Source organism: Stenotrophomonas bentonitica (assembly GCF_013185915.1).
GTDB classification, from domain to species: Bacteria; Pseudomonadota; Gammaproteobacteria; order Xanthomonadales; family Xanthomonadaceae; genus Stenotrophomonas; species Stenotrophomonas bentonitica.
In genome coordinates, this window is record NZ_JAAZUH010000003.1 from 24,503 (window position 1) to 49,546 (window position 25,044).

Annotated in this window: 27 protein-coding genes; 16 read left to right on the top strand and 11 right to left on the bottom strand. The window is 68.0% G+C overall.

The features are described 5' to 3' along the window. Window positions 1–37 precede the first annotated feature (37 nt). Complete coding sequence (sufT, locus tag HGB51_RS16045; protein WP_171966895.1) at window positions 38–589, bottom strand: putative Fe-S cluster assembly protein SufT; 552 nt, start codon at window positions 587–589, stop codon at window positions 38–40. Between the two features lie 117 nt (window positions 590–706). Here sufT and HGB51_RS16050 point away from each other — a divergent pair, with 117 nt between their 5' ends. Beyond that, window positions 707–1,126, top strand: coding sequence for a hypothetical protein (locus tag HGB51_RS16050; protein ID WP_070209344.1), 420 nt, complete (start codon window positions 707–709; stop codon window positions 1,124–1,126). 4 nt (window positions 1,127–1,130) lie between these two features. On the opposite strand, the gene HGB51_RS16055 is transcribed toward HGB51_RS16050, so the two are convergent. After that, the gene (locus tag HGB51_RS16055; protein ID WP_070209343.1) at window positions 1,131–2,585 is read right to left on the bottom strand and encodes an NAD(P)(+) transhydrogenase (Re/Si-specific) subunit beta; all 1,455 of its coding nucleotides are present in this window, start codon (window positions 2,583–2,585) and stop codon (window positions 1,131–1,133) included. Then, complete coding sequence (locus HGB51_RS16060; protein WP_070209342.1) at window positions 2,582–2,890, bottom strand: NAD(P) transhydrogenase subunit alpha part 2; 309 nt, start codon at window positions 2,888–2,890, stop codon at window positions 2,582–2,584. Before HGB51_RS16060 ends, HGB51_RS16055 begins: the two co-directional genes overlap by 4 nt. Window positions 2,891–2,969: 79 nt before the next feature. On the opposite strand from HGB51_RS16060, the gene HGB51_RS16065 reads away from it, so the two are divergent. Genes HGB51_RS16065 through HGB51_RS16075 form a run of 3 tightly spaced genes read left to right on the top strand, consistent with a single transcriptional unit; the run spans window position 2,970 to window position 4,344 of the window. After that, window positions 2,970–3,584 (top strand): RNA polymerase sigma factor, encoded by a 615-nt coding sequence (locus HGB51_RS16065; protein WP_070209341.1) that lies wholly within the window; start codon window positions 2,970–2,972, stop codon window positions 3,582–3,584. An 8-nt stretch (window positions 3,585–3,592) separates the two neighbouring features. Further along, window positions 3,593–3,910 carry a DUF3379 domain-containing protein gene (locus HGB51_RS16070; protein WP_141739229.1) on the top strand — a complete coding sequence of 106 codons (318 nt, stop codon included), beginning with the start codon at window positions 3,593–3,595 and terminating at the stop codon, window positions 3,908–3,910. Between the two features lie 2 nt (window positions 3,911–3,912). Further along, the gene (locus HGB51_RS16075) at window positions 3,913–4,344 is read left to right on the top strand and encodes a DUF3106 domain-containing protein (protein ID WP_084739098.1); all 432 of its coding nucleotides are present in this window, start codon (window positions 3,913–3,915) and stop codon (window positions 4,342–4,344) included. Window positions 4,345–4,454: 110 nt separating this feature from the next. Here HGB51_RS16075 and HGB51_RS16080 read toward each other — a convergent pair whose 3' ends face one another. Beyond that, window positions 4,455–5,537 (bottom strand): NAD(P) transhydrogenase subunit alpha, encoded by a 1,083-nt coding sequence (locus HGB51_RS16080; RefSeq protein ID WP_070209338.1) that lies wholly within the window; start codon window positions 5,535–5,537, stop codon window positions 4,455–4,457. A 323-nt stretch (window positions 5,538–5,860) separates the two neighbouring features. Further along, window positions 5,861–8,167, bottom strand: a complete 2,307-nt coding sequence (locus HGB51_RS16085; protein ID WP_070209337.1) for a DUF1631 domain-containing protein — start codon at window positions 8,165–8,167, stop codon at window positions 5,861–5,863. A 334-nt stretch (window positions 8,168–8,501) separates the two neighbouring features. Here HGB51_RS16085 and HGB51_RS16090 point away from each other — a divergent pair, with 334 nt between their 5' ends. The 4 genes from HGB51_RS16090 to HGB51_RS16105 are packed head-to-tail and all read left to right on the top strand — an operon-like array spanning window position 8,502 to window position 11,354. After that, on the top strand, window positions 8,502–9,077 hold the full coding sequence (locus tag HGB51_RS16090; protein WP_070209336.1) for a nitroreductase family protein: 576 nt from the start codon (window positions 8,502–8,504) through the stop codon (window positions 9,075–9,077). Then, window positions 9,078–10,019, top strand: a complete 942-nt coding sequence (locus tag HGB51_RS16095) for a 5'-3' exonuclease (RefSeq protein ID WP_070209335.1) — start codon at window positions 9,078–9,080, stop codon at window positions 10,017–10,019. Next, entirely contained in the window at window positions 10,016–10,567 is a 552-nt protein-coding gene (locus tag HGB51_RS16100) for an NUDIX hydrolase (protein WP_070209334.1), read from the top strand. Before HGB51_RS16095 ends, HGB51_RS16100 begins: the two co-directional genes overlap by 4 nt. Continuing rightward, the gene (locus HGB51_RS16105) at window positions 10,560–11,354 is read left to right on the top strand and encodes an N-formylglutamate amidohydrolase (RefSeq protein WP_070209333.1); all 795 of its coding nucleotides are present in this window, start codon (window positions 10,560–10,562) and stop codon (window positions 11,352–11,354) included. Before HGB51_RS16100 ends, HGB51_RS16105 begins: the two co-directional genes overlap by 8 nt. 570 nt (window positions 11,355–11,924) lie before the next feature. Here HGB51_RS16105 and pip read toward each other — a convergent pair. After that, window positions 11,925–12,869 carry a prolyl aminopeptidase gene (gene pip, locus HGB51_RS16110; RefSeq protein WP_070209494.1) on the bottom strand — a complete coding sequence of 315 codons (945 nt, stop codon included), beginning with the start codon at window positions 12,867–12,869 and terminating at the stop codon, window positions 11,925–11,927. Window positions 12,870–12,924: 55 nt separating this feature from the next. Further along, window positions 12,925–13,782 carry a peptide chain release factor N(5)-glutamine methyltransferase gene (gene prmC, locus HGB51_RS16115; protein WP_070209495.1) on the bottom strand — a complete coding sequence of 286 codons (858 nt, stop codon included), beginning with the start codon at window positions 13,780–13,782 and terminating at the stop codon, window positions 12,925–12,927. A 342-nt stretch (window positions 13,783–14,124) separates the two neighbouring features. Between prmC and ahpC the strand changes: the two genes are divergently transcribed. The 5 genes from ahpC (at window position 14,125) to HGB51_RS16140 (ending at window position 19,031) form a co-directional block, all read left to right on the top strand. Continuing rightward, window positions 14,125–14,688, top strand: coding sequence for an alkyl hydroperoxide reductase subunit C (gene ahpC / locus HGB51_RS16120; RefSeq protein ID WP_070209496.1), 564 nt, complete (start codon window positions 14,125–14,127; stop codon window positions 14,686–14,688). Window positions 14,689–14,841: 153 nt separating this feature from the next. Beyond that, a complete protein-coding gene (gene ahpF, locus HGB51_RS16125; RefSeq protein WP_070209497.1) occupies window positions 14,842–16,434 on the top strand; it encodes an alkyl hydroperoxide reductase subunit F in 1,593 nt (530 codons plus the stop codon). Window positions 16,435–16,526: 92 nt separating this feature from the next. Further along, window positions 16,527–17,483, top strand: a complete 957-nt coding sequence (locus HGB51_RS16130; protein ID WP_070209498.1) for a LysR substrate-binding domain-containing protein — start codon at window positions 16,527–16,529, stop codon at window positions 17,481–17,483. Window positions 17,484–17,609: 126 nt separating this feature from the next. After that, window positions 17,610–18,017, top strand: a complete 408-nt coding sequence (gene rnk / locus HGB51_RS16135; protein ID WP_070209499.1) for a nucleoside diphosphate kinase regulator — start codon at window positions 17,610–17,612, stop codon at window positions 18,015–18,017. Between the two features lie 51 nt (window positions 18,018–18,068). Beyond that, window positions 18,069–19,031 (top strand): transaldolase, encoded by a 963-nt coding sequence (locus HGB51_RS16140; RefSeq protein WP_070209500.1) that lies wholly within the window; start codon window positions 18,069–18,071, stop codon window positions 19,029–19,031. Window positions 19,032–19,473: 442 nt separating this feature from the next. Here HGB51_RS16140 and msrA read toward each other — a convergent pair whose 3' ends face one another. Together msrA and HGB51_RS16150 are read right to left on the bottom strand one after the other, a co-directional pair. Then, window positions 19,474–20,124 carry a peptide-methionine (S)-S-oxide reductase MsrA gene (msrA, locus tag HGB51_RS16145; protein ID WP_070209032.1) on the bottom strand — a complete coding sequence of 217 codons (651 nt, stop codon included), beginning with the start codon at window positions 20,122–20,124 and terminating at the stop codon, window positions 19,474–19,476. 30 nt (window positions 20,125–20,154) lie between these two features. Then, window positions 20,155–20,421, bottom strand: a complete 267-nt coding sequence (locus HGB51_RS16150) for a putative signal transducing protein (protein ID WP_070209030.1) — start codon at window positions 20,419–20,421, stop codon at window positions 20,155–20,157. A gap of 277 nt (window positions 20,422–20,698) precedes the next feature. Here HGB51_RS16150 and HGB51_RS16155 point away from each other — a divergent pair, with 277 nt between their 5' ends. Genes HGB51_RS16155 through rlmM form a run of 3 tightly spaced genes read left to right on the top strand, consistent with a single transcriptional unit; the run spans window position 20,699 to window position 24,098 of the window. Next, window positions 20,699–22,447, top strand: coding sequence for a glutamine--tRNA ligase/YqeY domain fusion protein (locus HGB51_RS16155; protein ID WP_070209029.1), 1,749 nt, complete (start codon window positions 20,699–20,701; stop codon window positions 22,445–22,447). A gap of 28 nt (window positions 22,448–22,475) precedes the next feature. Next, window positions 22,476–23,036, top strand: coding sequence for a nucleoside deaminase (locus HGB51_RS16160; protein WP_070209028.1), 561 nt, complete (start codon window positions 22,476–22,478; stop codon window positions 23,034–23,036). Window positions 23,037–23,060: 24 nt separating this feature from the next. After that, on the top strand, window positions 23,061–24,098 hold the full coding sequence (gene rlmM / locus HGB51_RS16165) for a 23S rRNA (cytidine(2498)-2'-O)-methyltransferase RlmM (RefSeq protein WP_070209027.1): 1,038 nt from the start codon (window positions 23,061–23,063) through the stop codon (window positions 24,096–24,098). 51 nt (window positions 24,099–24,149) lie between these two features. Here rlmM and HGB51_RS16170 read toward each other — a convergent pair whose 3' ends face one another. Together HGB51_RS16170 and HGB51_RS16175 are read right to left on the bottom strand one after the other, a co-directional pair. Continuing rightward, window positions 24,150–24,569 (bottom strand): hypothetical protein, encoded by a 420-nt coding sequence (locus tag HGB51_RS16170; RefSeq protein WP_141739209.1) that lies wholly within the window; start codon window positions 24,567–24,569, stop codon window positions 24,150–24,152. A 31-nt stretch (window positions 24,570–24,600) separates the two neighbouring features. Then, window positions 24,601–25,017, bottom strand: a complete 417-nt coding sequence (locus HGB51_RS16175; RefSeq protein WP_070209025.1) for a hypothetical protein — start codon at window positions 25,015–25,017, stop codon at window positions 24,601–24,603. Window positions 25,018–25,044 lie beyond the last annotated feature (27 nt).

A 25,044-nucleotide genomic window follows, 5' to 3' on the forward strand; every position in this document is an offset into this window, starting at 1 on the left:
CGGATGATTCCTGTTCTGGTTACGGGGAGCACGTCAATTACAGCATGCCGGTTTCGAGCCGGGCCGCTTCGGACATCATGTGCTGGTTCCACGGCGGGTCGAACACCAGTTCGACATCGGCTTCGGCCACGGTGGGGATCATTTCCAGCTTGCTGCGCACGTCGTCGACCAGGATGTCGCCCATGCCGCAGCCGGGCGCGGTCAGGGTCATCTTGATGTCGACCTCGCGCTGGCCGTCGTCCAGGTGCTTGAGCTCGACTTCATAGACCAGGCCGAGGTCGACGATGTTGAACGGGATTTCCGGGTCGAAGCAGGTGCGCAGCTGCTGCCACACCAGCTTTTCGACCTCCTCGTCGGAGGCGTCGGCCGGCAGTTCCAGCGCCGGCGGCGGTTCCTTGCCGATCGCGTCGCCGTCCTTGCCGGCGATGCGGAACAGATTTCCTTCGACGAACACGGTGTAGCTGCCGCCCAGTGCCTGGGTGATGTACCCATAGCTGCCGGCCGGCAGGGTGACCGTTTCGCCCTGCGGGACCATGACGGCCTCGCAGTCGCGTTCGAAGTGGACGGGTTCGCTGCTACGGGAGTACATGTGGATCGATATGGGGTCGCGGCCAATTCCCGCAAGGTGGCTATTTTAGCCCAGCGGCCGCCCACGCGCCGGTCACCCCGCAAGCCGGTATCCTGTGGCGATCCAAAGGAAGAATGCATGTCGCCCACGTCCGCGCCCGCCAGGTCCGCCCATTGGCTCTGGCCCCCGCTGTTGCTGCTTGGAGTCGTCACGGCCACGTTGGCCTGGTTGGTCATTGCCCTGCTGAGCGGTCGCCAGGTCGGTTGGATGGCCGTACTGGCCGCGCTGGAGCTGGGTTTCATGCTGCGCCTGGGCCGGCTGCAGGCCGGCCCGCTGCGGGTCGGCCTGACCGTGGCATTCACCCTGATGGTCGCGCTGGCGGCCAACTGGGGCATCGCCTCGGCCTACCTGGGCGGCTCGCTGGGGCTGGATCCGTGGAATTCAGCGTTGCGCATGGGCCCGTTCATGGCCGCCACCCTGATCCAGCTCGCCAACGGGGTCGGCGAGTGGTTGTGGCTGGGGGTGGCGCTGGTGGTCGCATGGTGGGTGGCGAAATAGGCGGTCAATGACCGCCGTCGAGGGCCTTCAGCTCGCTGACCAGCGCACTCGCGGCCCCCGCCCCATCGCCGTACAGCATGCGCGCGTTGTCGGCGTAGAACAGCGCGTTTTCGATCCCCGCGAAGCCGGTGCCCTTGCCGCGCTTGATCACCACCACGTTGCGCGCGTTGACGACATCCAGGATCGGCATGCCGTAGATCGGGCTGGCCGGGTCGGTGCGCGCCACCGGATTGACCACGTCATTGGCGCCGATCACCAGCGCCACGTCGGTGTTGGGAAACTCCGGATTGATGTCGTCCATGTCGGCGATCAGGTCGTACGGCACCCCCGCTTCGGCCAGCAGCACGTTCATGTGCCCGGGCATGCGCCCGGCCACCGGGTGGATCGCGAACTTCACCTTGATCCCGCGTTCGATCAGCCGCTGCGCCAGTTCCCACACCTTGTGCTGGGCCTGGGCCACGGCCATGCCGTAGCCCGGCACGATCACCACGCGTTCGGCGAAGGCCATCAGCGCGGCCACGTCGCTGGCTTCAATGGGTTTCTGCGACCCGCTGATTTCCTGCGCGGTGCCGCCGCCGCCGAAGTTGGAGAACAGCACGCCGCTGATCGGCCGGTTCATCGCCTTGGCCATCAGCCGGGTCAGCAGGATGCCGGCCGCGCCGACCATCATGCCGGCGATGATCAACGCCTCGTTGCCCAGCACATAGCCTTCGAACGCGACCGCCAGGCCGGTGAACGCGTTGTACAGCGAGATCACCACCGGCATGTCGGCGCCGCCGATCGGCAGCGTCATCAACACGCCCAGCGCCAGCGCGACCACGAAGAAACTGATGATCGCCACCGGGCTCAGGCTCACCGCCGCCCAGATCCCCAGCACCACCATGGCCAGCGCCACCAGCAGGTTGAACGCCTGCTGGCCGGGGAAGGTCACGCGGCGGTCGAGGCGACCGTCCAGCTTGGCCCAGGCGATGATCGAACCGGACAGCGAGACCGCGCCGATGGCCGAGCCGATCACCGCCAGCGCCAGCACCGTCGCCGACGGCTGGCGCGCGGCCAGCTCGGCAATGGCCTGCTCACTCCAGTGGGTGGTATCGCGGTTGCCCAGGAACGAGAAGCGCAGCAGTTCCACCGCGCCGATCGCCGCGGCCGAGCCGCCGCCCATGCCGTTGTACAGCGCCACCATCTGCGGCATGTCGGTGATCGCCACGCGCTTTGCCGACCACCAGGCCACGCCGGTGCCGATCGCCACCGCCGCCAGGATCAGCGGCACGTTGTGCAGGTCGGGCAGGAAGAAGGTGGCCACGGTGGCGATCAACATGCCCAGCCCGGCCCAGCGGATGCCGCTGCGCGCGGTCATCGGCGAGGCCATGCGCTGCAGGCCCAGCAGGAACAGCGTGGCGGCGACCAGGTAGCTCACCTGCACCAGCCACTGCAGCAGTTGCGCGGTGGAGACGTTCAAGGCGCCTTCTCCCCGCTGTCGCGCTTCTGGCTGGGCTTGAACATGTCCAGCATGCGTTCGGTCACCACGTAACCGCCGGCGGCGTTGCCCGCGCCCAGCACCACCGCGATGAAGCCGATGATCTTCTCCAGCGGGGTCTGCGCGTGGCCCAGCACCACCATCGCACCGATCAGCACGATGCCGTGGATGAAGTTGGACCCGGACATCAGGGGGGTGTGCAGGATCACCGGCACCCGCGAAATGATCACGTGGCCCGCGATCGCGGCCAGCATGAAGATGTACAACGCCACGAACCCGTCGCTCATTGCAGTCTCTCTCCCAAGCGGTCTTCCGGTCCCTGCATCATAACCATGCGCTGAACCGTTCTGCAGGCGCGGTCAACCGATGCCGCACCGGCGCGTTCTCACCGTGTCCCCCCTGCGCGAGCGCTACCCTGTGCTGGTGAGCCCTTCCCTGCCGACCCTGCCCGACGATGCCGACGCCGCGCTGCCGGTGTCGCTGGACGCCTTCCTGGCCGGGATCGGCCCGCGTGCGTTCCGCTTCGCCGAGGCCGGCCTGCGCCAGCGCGACGACGCACTGGATGCGGTGCAGGACGCGATGCTGCGCATGCTGGCCTACCGGGAAAAGCCGGCCGGCGAGTGGTCGCCGCTGTTCTGGAGCATCCTGCGCCGCCGCGTGGTCGACCTGCAGCGCCGCCGCAGCTTCCGCCTGCGCTTCTGGCGCAGCAGCGACGAGGCCGGTGCCGAACATGACATCGACTGGGCCGACCCCGGCCCGGGCCCGGCCCAGGCGCATGAACAACGCGACCAGTACGCCGCGCTGGTCAAGGCCCTGCGCGCGTTGCCCGCCCGGCAGCGCGAGGCCTTCAGCCTGCGTGTCCTGCAACAGCTGGACGGCGCCACCACCGCAGCGGCCATGGGCTGCAGCGAAGGCGCGGTCAAAACCCATCTTTCGCGCGCCCGGCAGGCGCTGCAGCAGCACCTGGAGATCGAACTGTGAGCCGCCCCGTGCCTTCCCGCCTTCCCGATGACGCCGCCCTGCAGCAGCTGCACGCGCAGGCCGTGAGCCAGCTGTCGCCGGCCACGCTGGCGCGCCTGCGCGCTGCCCGGCATGCGTCGCAGCGCCCGCGCCACCACGGCTGGTGGCTGGCCACCGCCGCCTCGCTGGTGGTCGCGCTGGGCCTGGGCATCAGCTTCACCGCCCATCCGCCGCTGGCACCGCCGGTGCAGGTGGCGGCCACGCTTGCCGATGACAGCGACGCGCTGCTCGACGAGAATCCCGACATGTACGTGTGGCTGGGCGCCACCGACCTGGCAATGGAGTGAACATGAAACCGCGACTGATCCTGGCGCTGGTGCTGCTGCCGCTGAGCGCCACCAGTTGGGCCCAGACTCCGGCGTTGCCGGATTGGGACAAGCTCACCCCGCAGCAGCGTGAAGCGCTGGTCGCCCCGGTGCGCGACCGCTGGAACAACGCCGCCCCGCCGCAGCGCGAACGCATGCTGCAGCACGGCCAGCGCTGGCAGGAGATGACCCCGGAACAGCGCGAGCTGGCCCGGCGCGGACGCCACCGTTTCGAGAACATGAGCCCGGAGCAGCGCGAACAGGCCCGCGCCCTGTTCGCGCAGATGCGGCAGATGACCCCGGCCCAGCGCGATGCGTTGCGCGAGCGGTGGGAAAAGATGACGCCGGAGCAGCGGCAGGAGTGGTTGAAGGCCAATCCGGTGAAGGACGTGCCGCCGCCGGCGTTGCCGCGTTGATTGGCGGTGCGTGGGACACGCATGGCGTGTCGCTACGCGTTTCGGCCCACGGCGTCGCCGCGTAGAGACACGCCATGCGTGTCCGCGACATTCCCGCCGCGTGACGGACCTCAGCCGGCCACCCAGCGCGTCTTCGCCAGCAGCTCGTCTTCCCAGTCGTACACCACCGCGCCGTCCTTCAAAAACAGCGCCACGAAGTTGTACAGGTTGCGCGCATACATCTCGCTGGCATGCACCGCGCCCTGGCTGGCCAGGTTCAACGGCCCGTCCACCACCACCCCGTCGACCTCCACTGTCTCGCCCGGCACCGTCGCCTCGCAGTTGCCGCCGGTCTCCGCCGCCAGGTCCACGATCACGCTGCCCGGGCGCATGCCCTGCACCATCGCGCTGGTCACGATCTTCGGCGCCGGCCGACCCGGCACCGCCGCCGTGCAGATCACCACGTCCACCAGCCGCAGATGCTCGCCCAGCCGGCGCTGCTGCTCCGCCCGCTCCTCGTCGGTCAACGGCCGCGCATAACCGCCCTCGCCCACCGCACTGACCCCAAGGTCGAGGAACTTGCCGCCCAGCGACTCGATCTGCTCCCGCGTTTCCGGCCGCACATCGAACCCCTCCACCTGCGCACCCAGCCGACGCGCCGTCGCAATCGCCTGCAGCCCCGCCACGCCCGCGCCCACCACCAGCACCCGCGACGGCCGGATCGTACCGGCCGCCGTGGTCAGCATCGGGAAGAAGCGCGGCGCCAGCTGCGCCGCGATCAGCGTGGCCTTGTAGCCGGCCATGCCCGCCTGCGAACTCAACACGTCCATCGACTGCGCACGCGTGGTGCGCGGCAGCCGCTCCAGCGGGAACGCCTGCAGCCCGCGCGACTGGATCATGCCCGCCCGCTCCGGATCGCCCTGCGGATGCAGCATCCCGACCAGCGCAGCGCCATTCTTCAACTGCGCCAACCGCGCCGTCTCCGGCGGCTGCACGCACAGCACGATATCGGCCGCGCCCAGGCGAGCATCATCGGCCAGCTGCGCACCGGCCTCCAGATACGCCGCATCGGTAAACCCGGCCGCGCGACCCGCACCCGGCTCAAACCAGGCAGTAGCGCCCAGCGCGATCAGTTTGCGCGCCGTTTCCGGCGTCATCGCCACGCGCCGTTCGCCCGACGCACGTTCCCGAACCACCAACACCTCGACAGCCATGCACGACCCCGGGTAGCGGAATAGAGGTCGATCCTAACCGCATGCGGGGACTGAGGGGAGTGGCAACGGCAAGAGCGCGGTTTCGATCAGGGTCATGCGTTACCGAGGCGGCAAGCGTGGTCGGCAGTCGTTTGGGAACCGACTCTACCCAGGGCCTCCGACCCACTGTCGGAGGGTCGGCGGGGGTGGGTTTGCGGGGGAATCGGCGCCATGGATGGCGTCCGCTTAGCCTACACGGACGTACTTGCGGCGACCCCGCAAACCCACCCCCGCCGGCCCAAGCCAGGTACACCCGACAGACCAGGGCTCTTGGCGCAGAAAAATCAGTGAACCGTAGCGCCCTTGGTGTCAAGACGGTCGATAACACCCTGCATGGCGCTGTCGAACGCACCATCGTCGATGTGCGCACGCAGGCGACCCAGGCGCACCATCACCGCCAGTTCTTCCGGCGACGCCACGCAGAAGCGCACGCCGCGGCGGTTCACGAACAGCAGGCGCGACGAGATCGGGCTCACCCACGACAGCTTGCCCGCCTGCACCTTGCCGTCCTTGTCCACGAAGTCCAGCCAGCTGCCAATTTCAAGGCCACGGAAGCGGTCCGCATCGGCATTGTCGAAATCGGTCACATCGACCTTGCCGCCCAGCTCAACCCCCGCGCTTTCCGCCGCCGGCGGCGCCGGCAACACCACCTGCGGCAGTTCCGGCAGCGCACGCTCCAGCTCCGGCCGCGACTCCGCGATCGACTGCAGCGTATCGTGCAGCGTATCGATCGCCGCACTCGCACCGTCGGCATGCACACCCACGCTCGCGAACACCTTGCGCAGCACCGGGTGCCACGCCTGCAGCCACGGCTTGCCGACCACATGCCGGCGCGCCTCCGACACCTCTTCCAGCACCCCGTCCGCCAACGCCAGCGCCTCGCTCACCGACGCGCCGTCGTCGCCCTCGCGCAGCACCGCCAGCGTCAGGTGGTGCTGCCACGGCTGGCGCAGGAACTCGCCAATCGCCTGCGGCAGCGTCGTATCCGCGATCCGCCAATCCAGTTCCGAGGCCGCACGGGTCCGTGCCACCTCCAGTTTTTCCTGCCCGCGCTGCGTTTCCGCCGCGCGGCGCTCCGCAATCTCGATCCGCCGACGATGCTGGGTCAGGAAATCGCGGAACTCCTCTTCCAGCGTCAGGAAGATCGCCAGGTTCTCATTGAACTCCGCCACCAGCCGCTCGATGATTTCCTCGACCTTGCCCATCAGCACGCGCTCGGCCTGGCTCTCGCCCGTATTGCCCTCGCAGGCCTCGGCCAGCGAATTGAGCAGCTTGCGCGCCGGGTGGGTCTTCTGCACGAACATCCGGCGGTCCAGCATCGCCACCTTCACGAACGGCACCACCAGCCGACCGATCAGCTCGCGCGAACGGCCTTCCAGGTCGCGCTCGTCAAGCATCACGTCGAACAGCATCCCGACCAGATCGATCGCGTCCTCGTCCTGCGGATCCAGGCGCGCCTGCGCCGGATCCACCCCGAGCCGGGTCGCCCCGGACAGCACCTCGCTCTTCAGCCGCTGCGCCAGCGACTCGCCATCTTCGCCAATCGCCGCGCGCAGCGTCGCGCTCGGCGTCGCCTGCAGCAGCGACAGCACCGACATCATCTCGCGCTGGCTGAGCGGACGCTGCTGCCCCACCGCCACGCTGGCGGCCGACGTCGCATCCTCGCGCACGTGGCGGGTCTGCTGCAGCAGCTCGTGCAGCGCCTCCAGCAGCATGCCCTGGTTGCCGCTCATGCCATCGGCGCCATCGCCGGCCTGCTCGTGCGCCGCCTGCGCCGACTGCATGCGCCCGCGACTCGCCGCCCAGCGGTTGGCGAAACGCTGCGCCCAGGCCGGGGCCGCCCCATCATCGGCGGCCTGCTGGCTTTCCAGCGCGTCCACAAGATCGTCCAGCTCCTGCCGCGGCGACGGCGGGCGTGGCGCCGCGCGACGCGGCGCGGCCATCTGCGGCATCACCCCCGCAGCAGCCAATTGTTCGTCCAGCTTCTCGTAGCGCTTGCCGATCGGCCCGTGCAGGTCGCGCTCGCACAGCTTGATCAGCACCAGGCGCACTTCCGGGGCCAGTTCGCAGACAGCGAACGCCTCATGGATGGCCACGCCGATATGCTCCGGGCTGATCGGATTGCTGTCCGCGTCCAGCTCCAGGCCCCCGGCGATCCAGCCCAGGCGGCGGTCAAGCCGGCCCAGCACCGGTTTCCAGTCGCGCAGCAGCACTGTGGCGAAGTTGCGCACCGCCAACCGCGATTCCAGAACGTGCTCGGGAACCAGGCTCAGGCCTTCCTCGACCTGGCCGGCCAGGGTCGCCTCGGCCGACAGCGGCTCGCCGCGCTCCAGCGCCTCCCAGGCCTGGGCCAGATGGCCACGGAAGCCGGCCACGATCTCCTCGCGGCGCCGACGCAGTTCGCGCATGCCATCCAGGAACAGCAGCTGCGACGCACCGGCGGTGCCGGCGCGGTCGAACAGCACGTCGTCGAAGCGTGCCAGCACGGTCGCGAACGACTCGGCCAGGCCCGGCAGGGCGGCCTCGCGCGCAAGCTTCAACAGCGCCGGGTCGCGACCCGGTTGCCCCGGATTGGTGGGCGTGGCGATCATGCGAAAAGGCTCCCCACCCTCGCTGGTACAGGATGCAGCATGGATAAGACCGGAGCGGGCGTCCCCAAGACGCCAGCACACGGATGGTAGGACCGCCCGCCCGTGCGGGACAGTGATTCAGTCCGCACTTTCAACCTCATGACCGGGGTACTGACAGGCCTCGTATCGTAAGGCCAGCGCCGGTGGGAAGCGAGTACAGGGATCTGAAGGAGTGCCATTAATTAAGTGCGGTTCATCACACTTTGTCGCAAATGGGCCGGAGATGCCCCAAAGCGGTGTCACAAACCGCCGCGACTATACTCAGGGCACTCCCAACGCCTGACCCACGACCCCCATGCTCGACTCCCCCGCGCTGCACGCCCTGGACGCCCGCCGTTCGGTCCCCGCCCTGCAACTGGGCGCCCCCGGACCGGACCCGGCGACCCTGCAGCGGATGCTGGCCTCGGCCGTGCGCGTGCCCGACCACGGCAAGCGGGTGCCGTTCCGCTTCCTGCGCATTGCCGGCGACGCCCGCCACAGCCTGGGCGAGTTCCTGGCCCGGCGCAGCCGCGAACGCGACCCGACCGCCTCCGACGCCCAGGTGGACAAGGACCGCCAGCGTTTTTCGCACGCCCCGCTGATCATCACCGTCATCGCCAGCCCCACGCCGAGCCCCAAGGTGCCCGAGCAGGAGCAGTTGATGACCGCCGCCTGCGTCTGCTTCGCCCTGCTCCAGGCCGCGCAGGCGCTGGGCTTCGGCGCGCAGTGGCTGACCGCGTGGATGGCCTTCGACCCGGCCGTGCATGCCCACCTGGGCCTGGCCGCGCATGAGCGGATCGCCGGCTTCATCCATATCGGCACGCCGCTGATCGAGGTCCCCGAGCGCGAGCGCCCGGACCCGGCCGCGCTGCTGCAGGACTGGGTGGGCTGAGTGTCCGACCTCGCTCCCGTGCGCACGCCGCTGTACCTGGTCGACGCCAGCCTGTACGTCTTCCGCGCCTGGCATTCGATGCCCGACGAGTTCCAGGACCAGCAGGGCTGGCCGACCAACGCCGTGCACGGCTTTGCCCGGTTCCTGCTCGACCTGCTCGAGCGCGAGCGCCCGCAGCACATTGCCATCGCCTTCGACGAGGCGCTGGACAGCTGCTTCCGGCATGGGCTGTATGCGGCCTACAAGGCCAACCGCGATCCGGCGCCGGAGGCGTTGCGCCGCCAGTTCGCACACTGCAAGGCCCTGTGCAGCGCGCTTGGCCTGGCGGTGCTGGCCCACCACGAATACGAAGCGGACGACCTGATCGGCAGCGCCCTGCATGCGCGCCGCCCGGCCGGCATGCGCGGGGTGATCGTCTCGGCCGACAAGGACCTTTCGCAGCTGCTGTTCGAGCATGACGAACAGTGGGATTACGCGCGCAACCAGCGCTGGGGCATGGCCGGGGTCAAGGCACGCCACGGCGTGCATGCGCACCAGATCGCGGACTACCTGGCGCTGTGCGGCGATGCGGTGGACAACATCCCGGGCGTGACCGGGGTCGGCGCGAAGTCGGCTGCGGTGCTGCTGGCCCACTTCGGCAGCCTGGACGTCCTGTACGAACGCCTTGATGAAGTGCCGTTCCTGCGCCTGCGCGGCGCGGCGCAGATGGCGGTGCGGTTGCGCGAGCAGCGCGAGCACGCGCTGCTGTGGCGACAGCTGACCACGATCGCGCTGGACGCGCCGCTGGACGCGGCGCAGGCCGACTTCGGCCGTTCCAGCGCCGACGCGCAGATGCTGCAGGGCCTGTGCGACGCGCTGCGCTTCGGCCCGCTGACCCGGCGCCGGCTGTTCGCGGCGGCCGGCCTGTCCGACCATTCCTCACCTGCCAGCGAGTTCGCATGAGTCCCAACACGCAAGCCCCGAAGGTCGTCTACGAAGGCAAGTACCAGCGCATGGTGGTGCGCGGCAGCTGGGAGTACAGCGAGCGCACCCACGCCGGCGGGCTGGCGGCGATCATCATCGCGGTGACGCAGGAGGACAACGTGCTGTTCGTGGAGCAGTTCCGGGTGCCGTTGCAGGCGAGGACCATCGAGATGCCGGCCGGGCTGGTCGGCGACATCGATGCGGGCGAGTCGATTGAAGTATCTGCGGTGCGCGAGCTGGAGGAAGAGACCGGCTGGACCGCGGAACATGCGGAGGTGCTGATGATCGGGCCGACCTCATCCGGCGCGAGCAGCGAGAAGATCGCGTTCGTGCGCGCCACCGGCCTGCGCAAGGTGGGCGAAGGCGGTGGCGATGCCAGCGAAGACATCACGGTGCACGAGATTCCGCGCGCCCGCGCGGCGGCATGGCTGGTGGAGAAGATGGGCCAGGGCTACCAGCTGGACGCGAAGCTGTGGGCGGGCCTGTGGATGATCGAACACCATCTGGACGGCACGCCCCGTGGCTGATTCGGGCGAGCAGGTGCTGCCGGTGTTGCTGGGCAGCGAGGATCCGGCGATCTACACGATCCATCGGGCGGAGGGCGCTTCGCCGTATGTGTTGCTGGCCGACCATGCGGGCCAGCGGGTGCCGCGTTCGCTGCAGGGACTGGGGCTGCCGCAGGCGGAAATGGACCGCCACATCGGCTGGGACATCGGAATCGGCGGGGTCACGCGTGCGTTGTCGGAGCGGTTGGATGCGTGGGCGATCGAGCAGACGTTTTCGCGGCTGCTGATCGACTGCAACCGGCCACTGGCGTCGCCCACGCTGATTCCGGAGGTGAGCGATGGCACAGTGATTCCGGGCAATGCAGGTCTTTCCGATGCGCAGCGCCAGCAGCGCATCGATGCGATCCATGCGCCGTACCACGCGCGCATCGAGGCGGAACTTTCAGCGCGCGCGAGCGCGCACCGCCCGACCTTGCTGGTGATGATGCACAGCTTCACTCCGGCGATGAACGGCATGCAGCGCCCGTGGCATGCGGGCGTGCTGTACCACCGCGACACGCGGTTCGCGCATGCGCTGTTGCAGGCGTTGCGCGATGAAGGCGATCTGGTGGTGGGCGACAACGAACCGTACTCGGTCAGCAGCACCAGCGATTACGCGGTGCCGGTCCACGGCGAAGGCCGTGGGCTGGTGCATGTGGAGCTGGAGATCCGGCAGGATCTGATTGCGGATGCGGCTGGGCAGCACGCCTGGGCCGAACGGTTGGCACGGGTGTTTGGTGCGTTGGAGCCTCGGTTGACTGCGCTGTAGTCGTTGTTGATTGCTCGGGAATCGATCTGCGGTAGAGCCGGGCCCTGCCCGGCTGCTGTTGGATTTTGGCGAACAGCCGTGGGCGCACCGGCTTCCTGGTTTGGGCCGCCCGGTGCCGCTTTGCGGGGTCGCCGTAAACCCATCCATGGGGGCTACGCGGACGCCATCCATGGCGCCGAGTCCCCCGCAAACCGACCCCGGGCGACCCTTTGACAGTTGGCCGGTGGCCTGGGGAAACGCGGGTGCCGGCCGTTGGCCGACTTGTCGACCAGCGGTCGGCACACCGGCTTTTCCCGTGGCCTGCGACAACCTGTCGAAGGGTCGGCGGGGGTGGGTTTGAGGGGGCACGAGCCGCATGGATGCGGCGATGAGCTTACATGGACGTACTTGCAGCGTCCCCCACAAACCCACACCCGACGGCCCTGACCAGGGAAACCACACAGACCAGAGCTTTTCGCCTGAATCCAACAGCAGCCGGGCAGAGCCCGGCGACACGGGTACGGTGCGATCCCAGGCAGCCAGGCAGGGCCTGGCTCTACCGCGATTTCAAGCAATCCGGTGCGGCCGGACTCAACCCGCGAAGCGATCCGTCGCGCGCACCAGCGCGTCGATGTTTTCTGCTTCGAATGCCGAGTGACCCGACGCCGGGCTGATTTCCAGCGTCGACTTCGGCCAGGCCTTGTGCAGTTCCCAGGCGTTCTGCAGCGGGCAGACCACGTCGTAACGGCCGTGCACGATCACGCCCGGGATGTCGGCGATCTTGTGCGCGTCGCGCAGCAGCTGCTCTTCTACCTCGAAGAAACCGCCGTTGACGAAGTAATGGTTCTCGATGCGCGCGAACGCCAGCGCGAAGCGCGGGTCTTCATGGCTGTTCACGAAGTCCGCGTCCACGTGCAGGAAACTGGTTGCCCCCTCCCACACGCTCCACGCCTTCGCCGCCGCCAACCGCGTCGCTTCGTCGTCGCTGGTCAGGCGACGGTGGAAGGCCGAAATCAGATCGTGCCGCTCCACCGCCGGGATCGGTGCCAGATAGTGTTCCCACGCATCCGGGAACAGACGGTTTGCCCCTTCCTGGTAGAACCACTCCAGCTCCCAGCGGCGCAGCATGAAGATCCCGCGCAGCACCAGCTCCGTCACGCACTGCGGATGCGCCTGCGCGTATGCCAGTGCCAGCGTCGACCCCCAGCTTCCGCCGAACACCTGCCAGCGCTCCACCTTCAGGTGCTCGCGCAGCTTCTCGATGTCCGCCACCAGGTCCCACGTCGTGTTGTCCACCAGGTCTGCGTGCGGCGTCGAACGGCCCGCACCGCGCTGGTCGAACAGGATGATCCGGTACTTCGCCGGATCATGGAACTGCCGCATCTTGTCGCTGCAGCCGCCGCCCGGGCCACCGTGCAGCATCACCACCGGCTTGCCGTGCGGATTGCCGCACTGCTCGAAATACAGCGTGTGCCGGTCGTCGACCTTCAGGCTGCCAACGTCGTAAGGGGTGATCGCGGGATACAGCGTGCGCATGGGCGGAGCTCCAGGTGGAATGACAGCCCGCCCGGCAACCTACCGCAGCGGTCCATCATTCTAACGTTGCCGGCCGTCGGCCCAGGCTCACCCGGTCGCGCTGCTCCAGGTCCACCGCCGTGGCGACCTCCACGAACCCCGCCGCGTCCAGCAGCGCGCGGATCGCCTCGCCCTGGTCCCAGCCATGCTCCAGCAGCAACCAGCCGCCCGGCAGCAGGTGTGCCTGCGCGCCCTCGATGATCACCCGGATGTCGTCCAGCCCATCGTCGCCCGACGCCAGCGCGCTGGCCGGCTCGAAACGCAGGTCCCCGCGCACCAGGTGCGGATCGCCGCTGGCGATGTACGGCGGGTTGCTCGCAATCAGATCGAAGCGCTCCCCGGCCAGCGGCGCATGCCAGCTGCCCTCGCGGAACGCCACATTGTCCAGCCCATGCGTGCGCGCATTCCCGGACGCCACCGCCAGCGCCCCCGCGCTCATGTCCGTCGCCAGCACCCGCGCCTGCGGTCGCTCGCTGGCCAGCGCCAGCGCGATCGCCCCGCTGCCCGTGCCCAGGTCGGCCACCCGCAACGGCGTGTTCTCCGGCAGCCGCTCCAGCGCCAGCTCCACCAGCCGCTCCGTTTCCGGGCGAGGAATCAGCGTATCTGGACTGACCGCCAGGTCCAGCGTCCAGAACCCCCGCCGGCCCAACAGGTAGGCCACCGGCTCGCCCGCCAGGCGGCGCTGCAGCAGACCCGCAAAGGCCGCCGCGCTGGCCGGGTCGACCGGATCCGTCGCGTGCGCGAACAGCCAGCCGCGCTCCCGCCCCAGCACGTGCAGCAGCAGCAGCTCAGCCTCATGCCGGCCCTCCACCCCCGGCAGGTCGCGGGCGGCGTCGGCGAGCAGCTGGCGGATCTCCTGGGGGGCAAGTGTCATGGCAGGCCTGGGGGACGGTGGGGGCGCAGTGTAGGCCAATGGCGGCATCGCCCGACCACAGCGACACGGTGTCGCAGCCTGGCCACCCGCCTGAAAGTCTGTTCAGCCTGGCAATCACACGGATAAGCGATGGCTATCAGCGCTGACGCCCCCGATTTTCCAGGAACCCATGCAGCACAAGCCTTTTGCCCTGAAACGGTCGCACCGTTCATTCGGGGATCAGTCCATTTCAATAGACTACGCCTATCGATTTGATGGAATCAATGCATTTTCCTTATCGGAAGCAAGCCGCTAACCTGTGTTGGTCGCTTCACCCATCCCCCTTCACCACGAGGAAATTCGATGTCGCTCATCAACACCCAGATCAAGCCGTTTGGAGCCAACGCCTACCAGAACGGCGAGTTCATCAAGGTTTCCGACGCCACCCTGAAGGGCCAGTGGTCCGTCCTGATCTTCATGCCGGCCGCCTTCACCTTCAACTGCCCGACCGAGATCGAAGACGCCGCCGACCACTACGCCGAGTTCAAGAAGGCCGGCGCCGAGGTCTACATCGTCACCACCGACACCCACTTCTCGCACAAGGTGTGGCACGAAACCTCGCCGGCCGTCGGCAAGGCCCAGTTCCCGCTGGTCGGCGACCCGACCCACCAGCTGACCAACGCCTTCGGCGTGCACATTGCCGAAGAAGGCCTGGCCCTGCGCGGCACCTTCATCATCAACCCGGAAGGCGTGATCAAGACCCTGGAGATCCATTCCAACGAGATCGCCCGTGACGTCTCCGAGACCCTGCGCAAGCTGAAGGCTGCCCAGTTCACCGCCGCCAACCCGAACCAGGTCTGCCCGGCCAAGTGGAAGGAAGGCGAAAAGACCCTGACCCCGTCGCTGGACCTGGTCGGCAAGATCTAAAGCAGCACCCCATCCCCATTCCCGTTCCGACGGGAGTGGGGGTGAACCCAAGCCGGTGCGCGCCGCGCCGGTTTGGGTTCTCCCCCATGCCGCCCAGATGTACCGTAGCGGTACGTCGACGCAGTTCCTTTGCCTGAATCAAGGAGTTTTTCGATGTTGGATGCCAACCTCCAGTCCCAGCTGAAGACCTACCTGGAACGCGTCACCCGCCCGATCCAGATCACCGCGCACGCCGACGACGGCGCCAAGTCGCAGGAAATGCTGGAGCTGCTCGAGACCCTGGTGAGCCTCTCCAGCCAGATCAGCCTGGACGTGCGCCGCGATGGCGCCGAGCGCACCCCCTCGTTCGCCCTGACCACCCCGGGCCAGGACATCCACCTGGCCTTTGCCGGGCTGCCGATGGGCCACGAGTTCACCTCGCTGGTGCTGGCCCTGCTGCAGGTTGGCGGCCATCCCTCCAAGGCCACCGCCGAAGTGATCGAGCAGGTGCAGGGCCTGGAAGGCGAGTTCAAGTTCGAAACCTACTTCTCGCTGTCGTGCCAGAACTGCCCCGACGTGGTCCAGGCGCTGAACCTGGCCGCAGTGCTGAATCCGCGCATCCAGCACGTGGCGATCGACGGCGCGCTGTTCCCGGCCGAAGTCGAAGCGCGCCAGATCATGTCCGTGCCGACCGTGTACCTCAACGGTGAGGTGTTCGACCAGGGCCGCATGAGCCTGGAGCAGATCGTGGCCAAGCTGGACACCGGTTCGGCCAAGCGCGATGCCGCGAAGATCGCCGCCAAGGCACCGTACGACGTGCTGGTGATCGGCGGTGGCCCGGCCGGCGCCGCTGCGGCGATCTACGCCGCACGCAAGGGCATCCGCACCGGCGTGGCCGCCGAGCGGTTCGGCGGCCAGGTGCTGGACACCATGGCGATCGAGAACTTCGTGTCGGTCAAGGAAACCGAAGGCCCCAAGCTGGCCATGGCGCTGGAACAGCACGTGCGCGAGTACGACGTGGACATCATGAACCTGCAGCGCGCCAGTGCCCTGGTGCCGGCCGGCGACGACGGCCTGGTCGAGATCAAGCTGGAGAACGGCGCGTCGCTGAAGTCGCGGTCGGTGATCCTGTCCACCGGTGCGCGCTGGCGCCAGATGAACGTGCCCGGCGAAGACCAGTACCGCAACAAGGGCGTGGCCTACTGCCCGCACTGCGACGGCCCGCTGTTCAAGGGCAAGCGCGTGGCGGTGATCGGCGGCGGCAATTCCGGGGTGGAAGCGGCAATCGACCTGGCCGGTCTGGTGACGCATGTGACCCTGCTGGAATTCGACGACAAGCTGCGTGCCGACGACGTCCTGCAGAGGAAGCTGCGCAGCCTCGGCAACGTCACCATCATCACCAGCGCACTCACCCAGGAAGTTCTGGGCGACGGCCAGAAGGTCAACGGCCTGGTCTACAAGGACCGCGTGGGCGGCGACGCGCACCGGGTCGAGCTGGAAGGCGTGTTCGTGCAGATCGGGCTGCTGCCCAATACCGAATGGCTGAAGGATTCGGTGGCGTTGTCGCCACGCGGAGAAGTGGTCATTGACGACCGTGGCCAGACCAGTGTTCCGGGCGTATTCGCCGCCGGTGATTGCACAACCGTGCCCTACAAGCAGATCATCATCGCCATGGGCGCAGGCTCGACCGCGGCGCTGAGCGCCTTCGATCACCTGATACGCACCAACGTTCCCAAGAGCAGCGGCGCTGTCGCCGAAGCTGCCTGAAACGTCAGGGTCCCCGGTTCGCCGGGGACCTTTTTGCCTGCTGGGTAAACCACGCCATCACCCGGTCCATTACCGTTTAGAGGTACAAGGAAATGAACCTACGTGATCTGAAATATCTGGTGGCGCTGGCCGACCATCGCCACTTCGGTCGGGCGGCGGCGTCCTGCTTCGTCAGCCAGCCGACGTTGTCGACCCAGATCAAGAAGCTCGAGGATGAGCTGGGGCTGCCGCTGGTGGAGCGCTCACCCCGCAAAGTCATGCTGACCCCGGCCGGGGTGGAGGCCGCCGCGCGCGCGCGCGTCATCGTGGCCGAGATCGAACAGATGAAGGAAGCAGCGCGGCGCAGCGTGGACCCCGAAGCCGGCGCGGTGCGCCTGGGCATCTTCCCGACGCTGGGCCCGTACCTGCTGCCGCACGTGATCCCCAACATCCGCGGCCGTTTCCCGCAGCTGGAACTGCTGCTGGTGGAGGAAAAGAGCGACGAGCTGCTGCACCGCCTGCGCGACGGGCGCCTGGACGCGGCGCTGCTGGCCCTGCCGCTGGACGACGACCAGCTGCACGCCGAGTTCCTGTTCGAAGAACCTTTCCTGCTGGCGGTGTCCGGCCAGCACCCGCTGGCCCGCCGGCTCCACCTGGACGTGCAGGAACTGTCCACCCAGAAGCTGCTGCTGCTGGAAGACGGGCATTGCCTGCGCGACCAGGCGCTGGCGGTCTGCCGCCTGTTCGGCGCCAACGAGAAGTCCGAATTCCGCGCCACCAGCCTGGAGACGTTGCGCCAGATGGTCGCCGCCGACGTCGGCATCACCCTGCTGCCGACCCTCTCGGTGAAGCCGCCCGTCCCGCGCTCGACCAACATCGCCCTGCTCGACTTCGAGGGCGAAGACCGGCCCAGCCGCCGCATCGCCATGGTCTGGCGGCGCAGTTCGGCCATGACCGGCTTCCTGGAGCAGCTCGCCGAGCAGTTCAAGCGGCTGCCCGACGCGCTGTTCACGCTGGACCGCGACGAAAGCGACCCGGCCCCGCCGCGCGTCCTGCACGCGCAGGCCTGAGCGCCCCGCTGAACCGGCCCGGGCGGGACAGTCGCATCCGCCGCGGATACGCAGCACAATAGGCCAGGGCGGTGCCAGCAGGCGCCGCCTTTTGCATGGGTCTTCCCTAAGCCACAGGAGTTTCAGATGTCCACCGCCAGCGGCCTGCCGCCGTCCATCACCGTTTCCAGCTTCGACATGAACCAGCTCGAAGCCATGCTTGAATCCCCCGCTGTAGAACAGAGCCCCGCCGGCAAAGCCCTGGCGCACGAGCTCGAGCGCGCGACCGTCGTCGACCGTGACCAGATGCCCGAGGGCGTCGTCATGATGCATTCGCGGGTCGAGTGCGAAGATGAGCTGCAGGGCGAAAAACACGAATTGACCCTGGTATACCCGCGCGAAGCGGACGTCGACCAGGGCAAGGTCTCGATCCTCGCGCCGGTGGGCACCGCCCTGCTCGGCCTGGCGGTCGGCCAGACCATGGACTGGGACGCACCTGGCGGCCGCAAATTGCGCCTGCGGGTGACCGCCGTCCACAATCCGCCCAAGCATTGATCGTCCCTGCCGCGCATCGCGCAGGGCCCAGGTAACGTTCCAGGAGCCGTAATGAGTACTGCAACCCCGTCCAAACTTGCGCAGCTGCGCGAACTGTCCGTGGTGGTCGCCGACACCGGTGACTACGACGCCATCAAGCGCCTGAAGCCGGTCGACTGCACGACCAACCCCACCCTGGTGAAGAAGGCGCTGGACCTGCCGGTGTATGCCGAGCTGATCGAGCGCGAGCTGGCCTGGGGCCGCGAGCAGTCCGGCGAGCGCGAGACCGTGGTGCACGCCGTGGCCGACCGCCTGACCGTGGGCGTGGGCACGCTGCTGAGCACGCTGGTCCCCGGCCGCGTCTCGACCGAAGTCGATGCCGACCTGGCCCACGACACGGCCGCGACGGTGACCAAGGCGCGCCAGTTCATCGCCATGTACGAGGCGGCCGGCGTGCCGCGCAGCAAGGTCCTGATCAAGATCGCGGCCACCTGGGAAGGCGTGGAAGCCGCCCGCCAGCTGCAGGCCGAGGGTATCGACTGCAACCTGACCCTGATCTTCAACCCGACCCAGGCGCTGGCCTGCAGCGAAGCCGGCGCGTTCCTGATCTCGCCGTTCGTCGGCCGCATCCTCGACTGGTACGTGGCCAACGGCCAGGCCCCGGCCAACATCGACGCCGACCCCGGCGTGGTGTTCGTGCGCGGCGTGTACGCCGAGTTCAAGCGCCGCGGTTCCCCGACCGTGGTGATGGGCGCCTCGTTCCGCTCCACCGCGCAGATCGAAGCGCTGGCCGGCTGCGACCGCCTGACCATTTCCCCGGACCTGCTGGAAAAGCTCGACGCCGACCACGGCGACCTGCCCCGCAAGCTGGTGGCCGGTGCGGCGGAGTCTGTCTCGATCGCGCCGATTGATGCGGCGAAGTTCGCCGCCGACCTGGCTGCCGATCCGATGGCCACCGAGAAGCTGGCTGCCGGTATCGATGCGTTTGCGAAGGACTTGGAAGCATTGCGCCAGACGATTCGCGAACGGCTGTAAGCCGGTTCTACGCGGAAGCAAAAGCGGGACGGTTGCAGTGATTGCAGCCGTCCCGTTTTTTTTGGATTCGCGCGAACAGCGGCGCCTCAGTTCTACGTGCAGGGGCGGCCGCCGGGCAGCCCCCATACATGGTCGTGGGCGGTGGGGAAATCAGACACGCATGGCGTGTCCCTACGCGGCGACGGGACACCGCGTAGCGGTTCCGCGTTTCCCTTGGCCACCGGCCAACTGTCAGAGGGTCGACCGGGGTCGGTTTGCGGGGGACTCGGCGCCATGGATGGCGTCCGCGTAGCCCCCATGGATGGGTTTACGGCGACCCCGCAAACCGGCACCGGGCGGCCCAAGCCAGGGAACGCCTTGCGCCTGCGGGTGTTCGCCTGAATCCAACAGCAGCCGGGCAGGGCCCGGCTCTACCGGATTGCGTGCAACCCAATGCCTGAAGTCACGCGTCCACGCAGATCGGGCAGGTCACGCCGGTGCCGCCGATGCCACAGTAGCCGTTCGGATTCTTGGCCAGATACTGCTGGTGGTAATCCTCGGCGTAGTAGTACTCCGGCGCCGGGAACTCGATCTCGGTGGTGATCGCACCGTAGCCCTTTTCGGACAGCCGCTGCTGGTAGGCATCCCGGCTGGCCCCGGCCGCCGCGTACTGCGCCTCGCTGGTCGCGTGGATCGCCGAACAGTACTGCGTGCCCGTGTCGTTGCCCTGGCGCATGCCCTGGGTTGGATCGTGGTTTTCCCAGAACACCTGCAGCAGCGCCGACAGGCTGATGATTGCCGGGTCGTACACTACCTCCACGATCTCCGTGTGCCCGGTCAGGCCCGAACAGACCTCCTCATAGGTCGGGTTCGGCGTGCTCCCGCCCGCATAGCCGACCGACGTCGAATACACCCCCGGCAGCGTCCAGAACTTCCGCTCCGCACCCCAGAAGCAGCCCATCGCAAAACGGATCCGCTCCAGACCCGCAAAACCGTCCTTCAGCGGATGGCTGTTCACATAGTGCTGGTTGTGCAGCTGCAGCGCATGCTCCCGCCCCGGCAGCGCCTCGTCCGCGCGCGGCAGGCGCTGCTTGAACGCCCCGATACCCAGCAAGCCCTTGGCAATCCCCAACATGGCGGTCTCCTAGGCCGGCAACAGGCCGGCGCTTTCGTCACCGTCGAATATGGGGTCGTCCGGCGGGCTGCCCAAGTCCAGCCCCGCCACCACCTGCTCCGCCTCCGGCCGCGCCAGGTCCGGCACGCAGACCCGCAGCACCCCGAACAGCGGCAGCTCGCCCATCCCGCCCAGCAGCTGCTCCCCGAACACGAATGCCGGAATGCCCGCGTCCTCCAGCGCATGCTTGACCAGATGGGCGTCGAACAGGTTGTCGGCCTGGTAGATCACGTGCATGGGCGGGGCTCCGGGCAAAGTTGGGGCCAGCATACGCCGCAGGCATGAACCCGGGCAGGCATTTCACGGGTATGGGCCTGGAGGATAGCCCCCTGAGTCAGGGGGCGGCCGCGAAGCGGCGGGGGTCTGGTTGCTGGTAAGAAGGGGCCCACGGTTTGCGCAGCCAACCGTGGGGCGGCAGCGCGCATGCGATGGCGCATACCCCGGCCGGCGGCCGGCACTACGTCCAACCCGGACGCGTTAGACTGTGCGTCTCTTTGCCTTACGCCAGCGCATCATGTCCGAGCTTACCGCCGCCCCCACCGACGCCACCGCCGACACCCACGAAAAGCGCGATTTCATCCGCCAGATCGTGCGTGAGGACCTGGCCAGCGGCAAGCACCCGACCATCAAGACCCGCTTCCCGCCGGAGCCCAACGGCTACCTGCACATCGGCCATGCCAAATCGATCTGCCTGAACTTCGGCATCGCCGGTGAGTTCGCCGGCGTCTGCAACCTGCGCTTCGACGATACCAACCCCGCCAAGGAAGACCCCGAATACGTCGCCGCCATCCAGGACGACGTGCGCTGGCTCGGTTTTGAATGGAACGAACTCCGCCACGCCTCCGACTACTTCGACGCCTACTACCTGGCCGCCGAAAAGCTGATCCGCGACGGCAAGGCCTACGTCTGCGACCTCTCCGCCGAAGAAGTGCGCGCCTACCGCGGCACCCTCACCGAACCCGGCCGCCCCTCACCGTGGCGCGACCGCAGCGTCGACGAAAACCTCGACCTGTTCCGCCGCATGCGCGCCGGTGAATTCCCGGACGGCGCCCGCACCGTGCGCGCAAAGATCGACATGGCCAGCGGCAACATCAACCTGCGCGACCCCGCGCTGTACCGCATCAAGCACGTCGAACACCAGAACACCGGCAATGCCTGGCCGATCTACCCCATGTACGACTTCGCACATGCCCTGGGCGATTCCCTCGAAGGCATCACCCACTCCCTGTGCACCCTCGAATTCGAAGACCACCGCCCCCTGTACGACTGGTGCGTGGACAACGTCGACTTCGCCCATGACGACGCCCTGACCGCACCGCTGGTCGAACGCGGACTGCCGCGCGAAGCCGCCAAGCCCCGCCAGATCGAATTCTCGCGCCTGAACATCAACTACACCGTGATGAGCAAGCGCAAGCTGATGGCGCTGGTCACCGAACAGCTCGTCGACGGCTGGGAAGACCCGCGCATGCCGACCCTGCAGGGCCTGCGTCGCCGCGGCTACACCCCCGCCGCCATGCGCCTGTTCGCCGAACGCGTCGGCATCAGCAAGCAGAACTCGCTGATCGACTTCAGCGTGCTCGAAGGCGCCCTGCGCGAAGACCTCGACAGCGCCGCCGCGCGCCGCATGGCCGTGGTCGACCCGGTCAAGCTGGTCCTGACCAACCTGCCCGACGGCCACACCGAAACCCTCACCTTCGCCAACCATCCCAAGGATGAAGCCTTCGGCACCCGCGAGGTCCCGTTCGCACGCGAACTCTGGATCGAGCGCGAGGACTTCGCCGAAGTCCCGCCCAAGGGCTGGAAGCGCCTGGTGCCCGGCGGCGAAGTGCGCCTGCGCGGCGCCGGCATCATCCGCTGCGACGAGGTCATCAAGGACGCCGACGGCACCATCACCGAACTGCGCGGCTGGCTCGATCCCGAATCGCGCCCCGGCATGGAAGGCGCCAACCGCAAGGTCAAGGGCACCATCCACTGGGTGAGTGCCGTGCACGCCGTGCCCGCCGAGATCCGCCTGTACGACCGCCTGTTCTCGGTGCCCAACCCGGACGACGAATCCGAAGGCAAGACCTACCGCGACTACCTGAACCCGGAATCGCGCCGCACCGTCACCGGCTATGTCGAACCCGCTGCCGCGACCGCCGAACCCGAACAGTCGTTCCAGTTCGAGCGCACCGGCTACTTCGTGGCCGACCGCCGCGACCACACCGCCGCCGCCCCCGTGTTCAACCGCAGCGTCACCCTGCGCGACACCTGGTCGGCGTAAGTCCCACCGTATTCGAAAGGCCTGTTCAATGCTGTACGCGCAAGTCCATCTCACCCTGCCCGCCTGGATCCACGACCAGATCGACCTCGGCCGTGCCTATCCCGGCGACGACGCCAAGGTCGCGCTGGCCATCGAGCTCTCGCGCCTGAACGTCGAAGCGGCAACCGGCGGCCCATTCGGCGCCGTCGTGTTCGGTCCGGACGACCGCGTCATCGCCGCCGGCGTCAACCGCGTGGTCCCGCACAACACCTCCCTCGCGCATGCCGAAAACATGGCCTACATGCTGGCCCAGCAGCGCCTGCAGACCCCGCGACTGAACGCCGTGCTGTCCCCGATCACCCTGGCGACCTCCTCCCAGCCCTGCTGCCAGTGCTACGGCGCCACCGTCTGGGCCGGCATCGACCGCCTGCTGATCGGCGCCGGCGCGCAGGACGTGGAAGAGCTCACCGCGTTCGACGAAGGTCCGCTGCCGGCCGACTGGGTCGGAGAACTCAACAAGCGTGGCATCGAGGTCGTGCAGGGCATCCAGCGCGACGCCGCGCGCGTCGTCCTGCGCCAGTACGGGGAGCTCAACGGTGCGCATTACTGATTCCCGCGCCACCGGCGTGCGTCGATGAGCGGCCTGCTGTGCCTGTGCCGGCAGGGCTTCGAACCGGAACTGGCCGGTGAGCTGTCCGAGCGCGCCGCCTACGCCAACGTTGCCGGCTACGCGCGTACCCAGCGCAACGACGGCTATGTGCTGTTCGCCACCGACGAAGGCGCGGCGCTGTCCAAGGCGCTGCCTTGGCGGTCGCTGATCTTCGCCCGGCAGAAACTGGTGGTGCTGGCCGAACTGCGCGAGCTCGACCCGTCCGACCGCATCACCCCGATCCTGGCCGCGCTCGAAGGCCAGCAGCGCTTCGGCGACATGTGGGTGGAACATCCCGATTCGGATGAAGGCAAGCCGCTGGCCGGCCTGGCCCGCGCCTTCGGCAATGCGCTGCGCCCGGCGCTGCGCAAGGCCGGCCTGCTCACCGACAAACCCAACACCGCCCTGCCGCGCCTGCATGTGGTGTTCGTCGACGGCCGCCACGCGTTCGTGTGCGTGGCCGACACTCGCGACAGCGCACCGTGGGCGCTGGGCATTCCGCGCCTGAAACTCCTGCCCGAAGCGCCGTCACGCTCAGCGCTGAAGCTGGACGAGGCGCTGCTGACCCTGATGAGCCCGGACGAGCGCGAACAGCTGGTGCGGCCGGGCATGCGCGCCGCCGACCTCGGCGCCGCGCCCGGTGGCTGGACCTGGGTGCTGACCCGCCAGCACATGCACGTGATCAGCGTCGACAACGGCCCGCTGCGCGAGCACGTGCTGGAGACCGGCCTGGTCGAGCACCTGCGCGCCGACGGCTTCCACTGGCAGCCCGAAGCACCGCTGGACTGGATGGTGTGCGACATGGTCGAACAGCCGCGACGCGTGGCCGAGCGCATGGCGACCTGGTTCCGCGAGGGCTGGTGCCGGCATGCGATCTTCAACCTGAAGCTGCCGATGAAGAAGCGCTGGGACGAAACCCGGTTGTGCCTGGAGCTGTTCCAGGACCAGGCCGGGCGCCCGTTGAACGTGCGCGCCAAGCAGCTGTATCACGATCGTGAGGAGATCACGGTTCTGGCTTGGTGATGTGAGGTTGCGGAGGCCGCGAGGACACGCATGGCGTGTCGCTACGCCACCTCATGGGTCGATATCGCCGCGGAAGCGCTTTACTTCCACGAGCGTCCGGAGCGCCCTGCCCAGTTCTTCCCGCTTTTCGTCGGTCTTGGCGGCGCCCAGTTGTGCGCGCAATTTTTCCTCCAGCACACCGACATGGATGAGCTGGCGGGCGAAACTCTTCCGCGATGGCGGCGGGCCGATCGACGCGCTCTCCACGAAGCGGCTGAGCTGGGCACTGGCTTCCGCAGCCGGATCGCTGAAGTAGCTCACCTCCGGCCGACTGCCCACGTTTTCGATGCGGTGGAGCAGTTCGCTCAGCAGGGACGTCGCTTCGGTGGGCTTCTTCTCCATCGCCGCAGCCGCAAGTTCGGGATCTTCCCGAGTGCGCATGCTCCGCTGCGTCGCGCTGATCGGGGATACAGGACGGATCGGGAAGGTCATGGCGCTCCCATGCATGCGGGCCCGTGCCCGATTACTTGCCCAGCAGGGCCTTCAATGGCATGCCCTGTTTCTTGTTGAGGAAATCCAGGTACTCGCTGTGGTTCCGGCTGCCCGGCTTGCCCTGATCGAGGCGCAGCGATTTCTCCATGGCCTTCAGCCCATGCTTGATCGCCAGGACATCGTCCGTCATGGCGGCGTAGTCCTGCTTGCTGGGCAGCTCGGTGTCGAGCCTGTCGGCGAACCGCTTCAGCGTCAGTTCTGCCTTGAACCCCGCGTTGTCCAGCTTGAGCGGCAGGTTCTTCACCGTCAGCAGGACATCGCGGATGCGCTGGCCGGTATTGAAGGCCTTGATCCTGGCCGCAGCCCGGGCGGCGGCCACCGGGTCCAGAGGCGGCGCCTTGGGCCGGCTGGAACGCGCAGGGTGATGGAACAACTCCGAGAGCTTCATGGGCGGGATTCCGGAAGTAAGGGACAC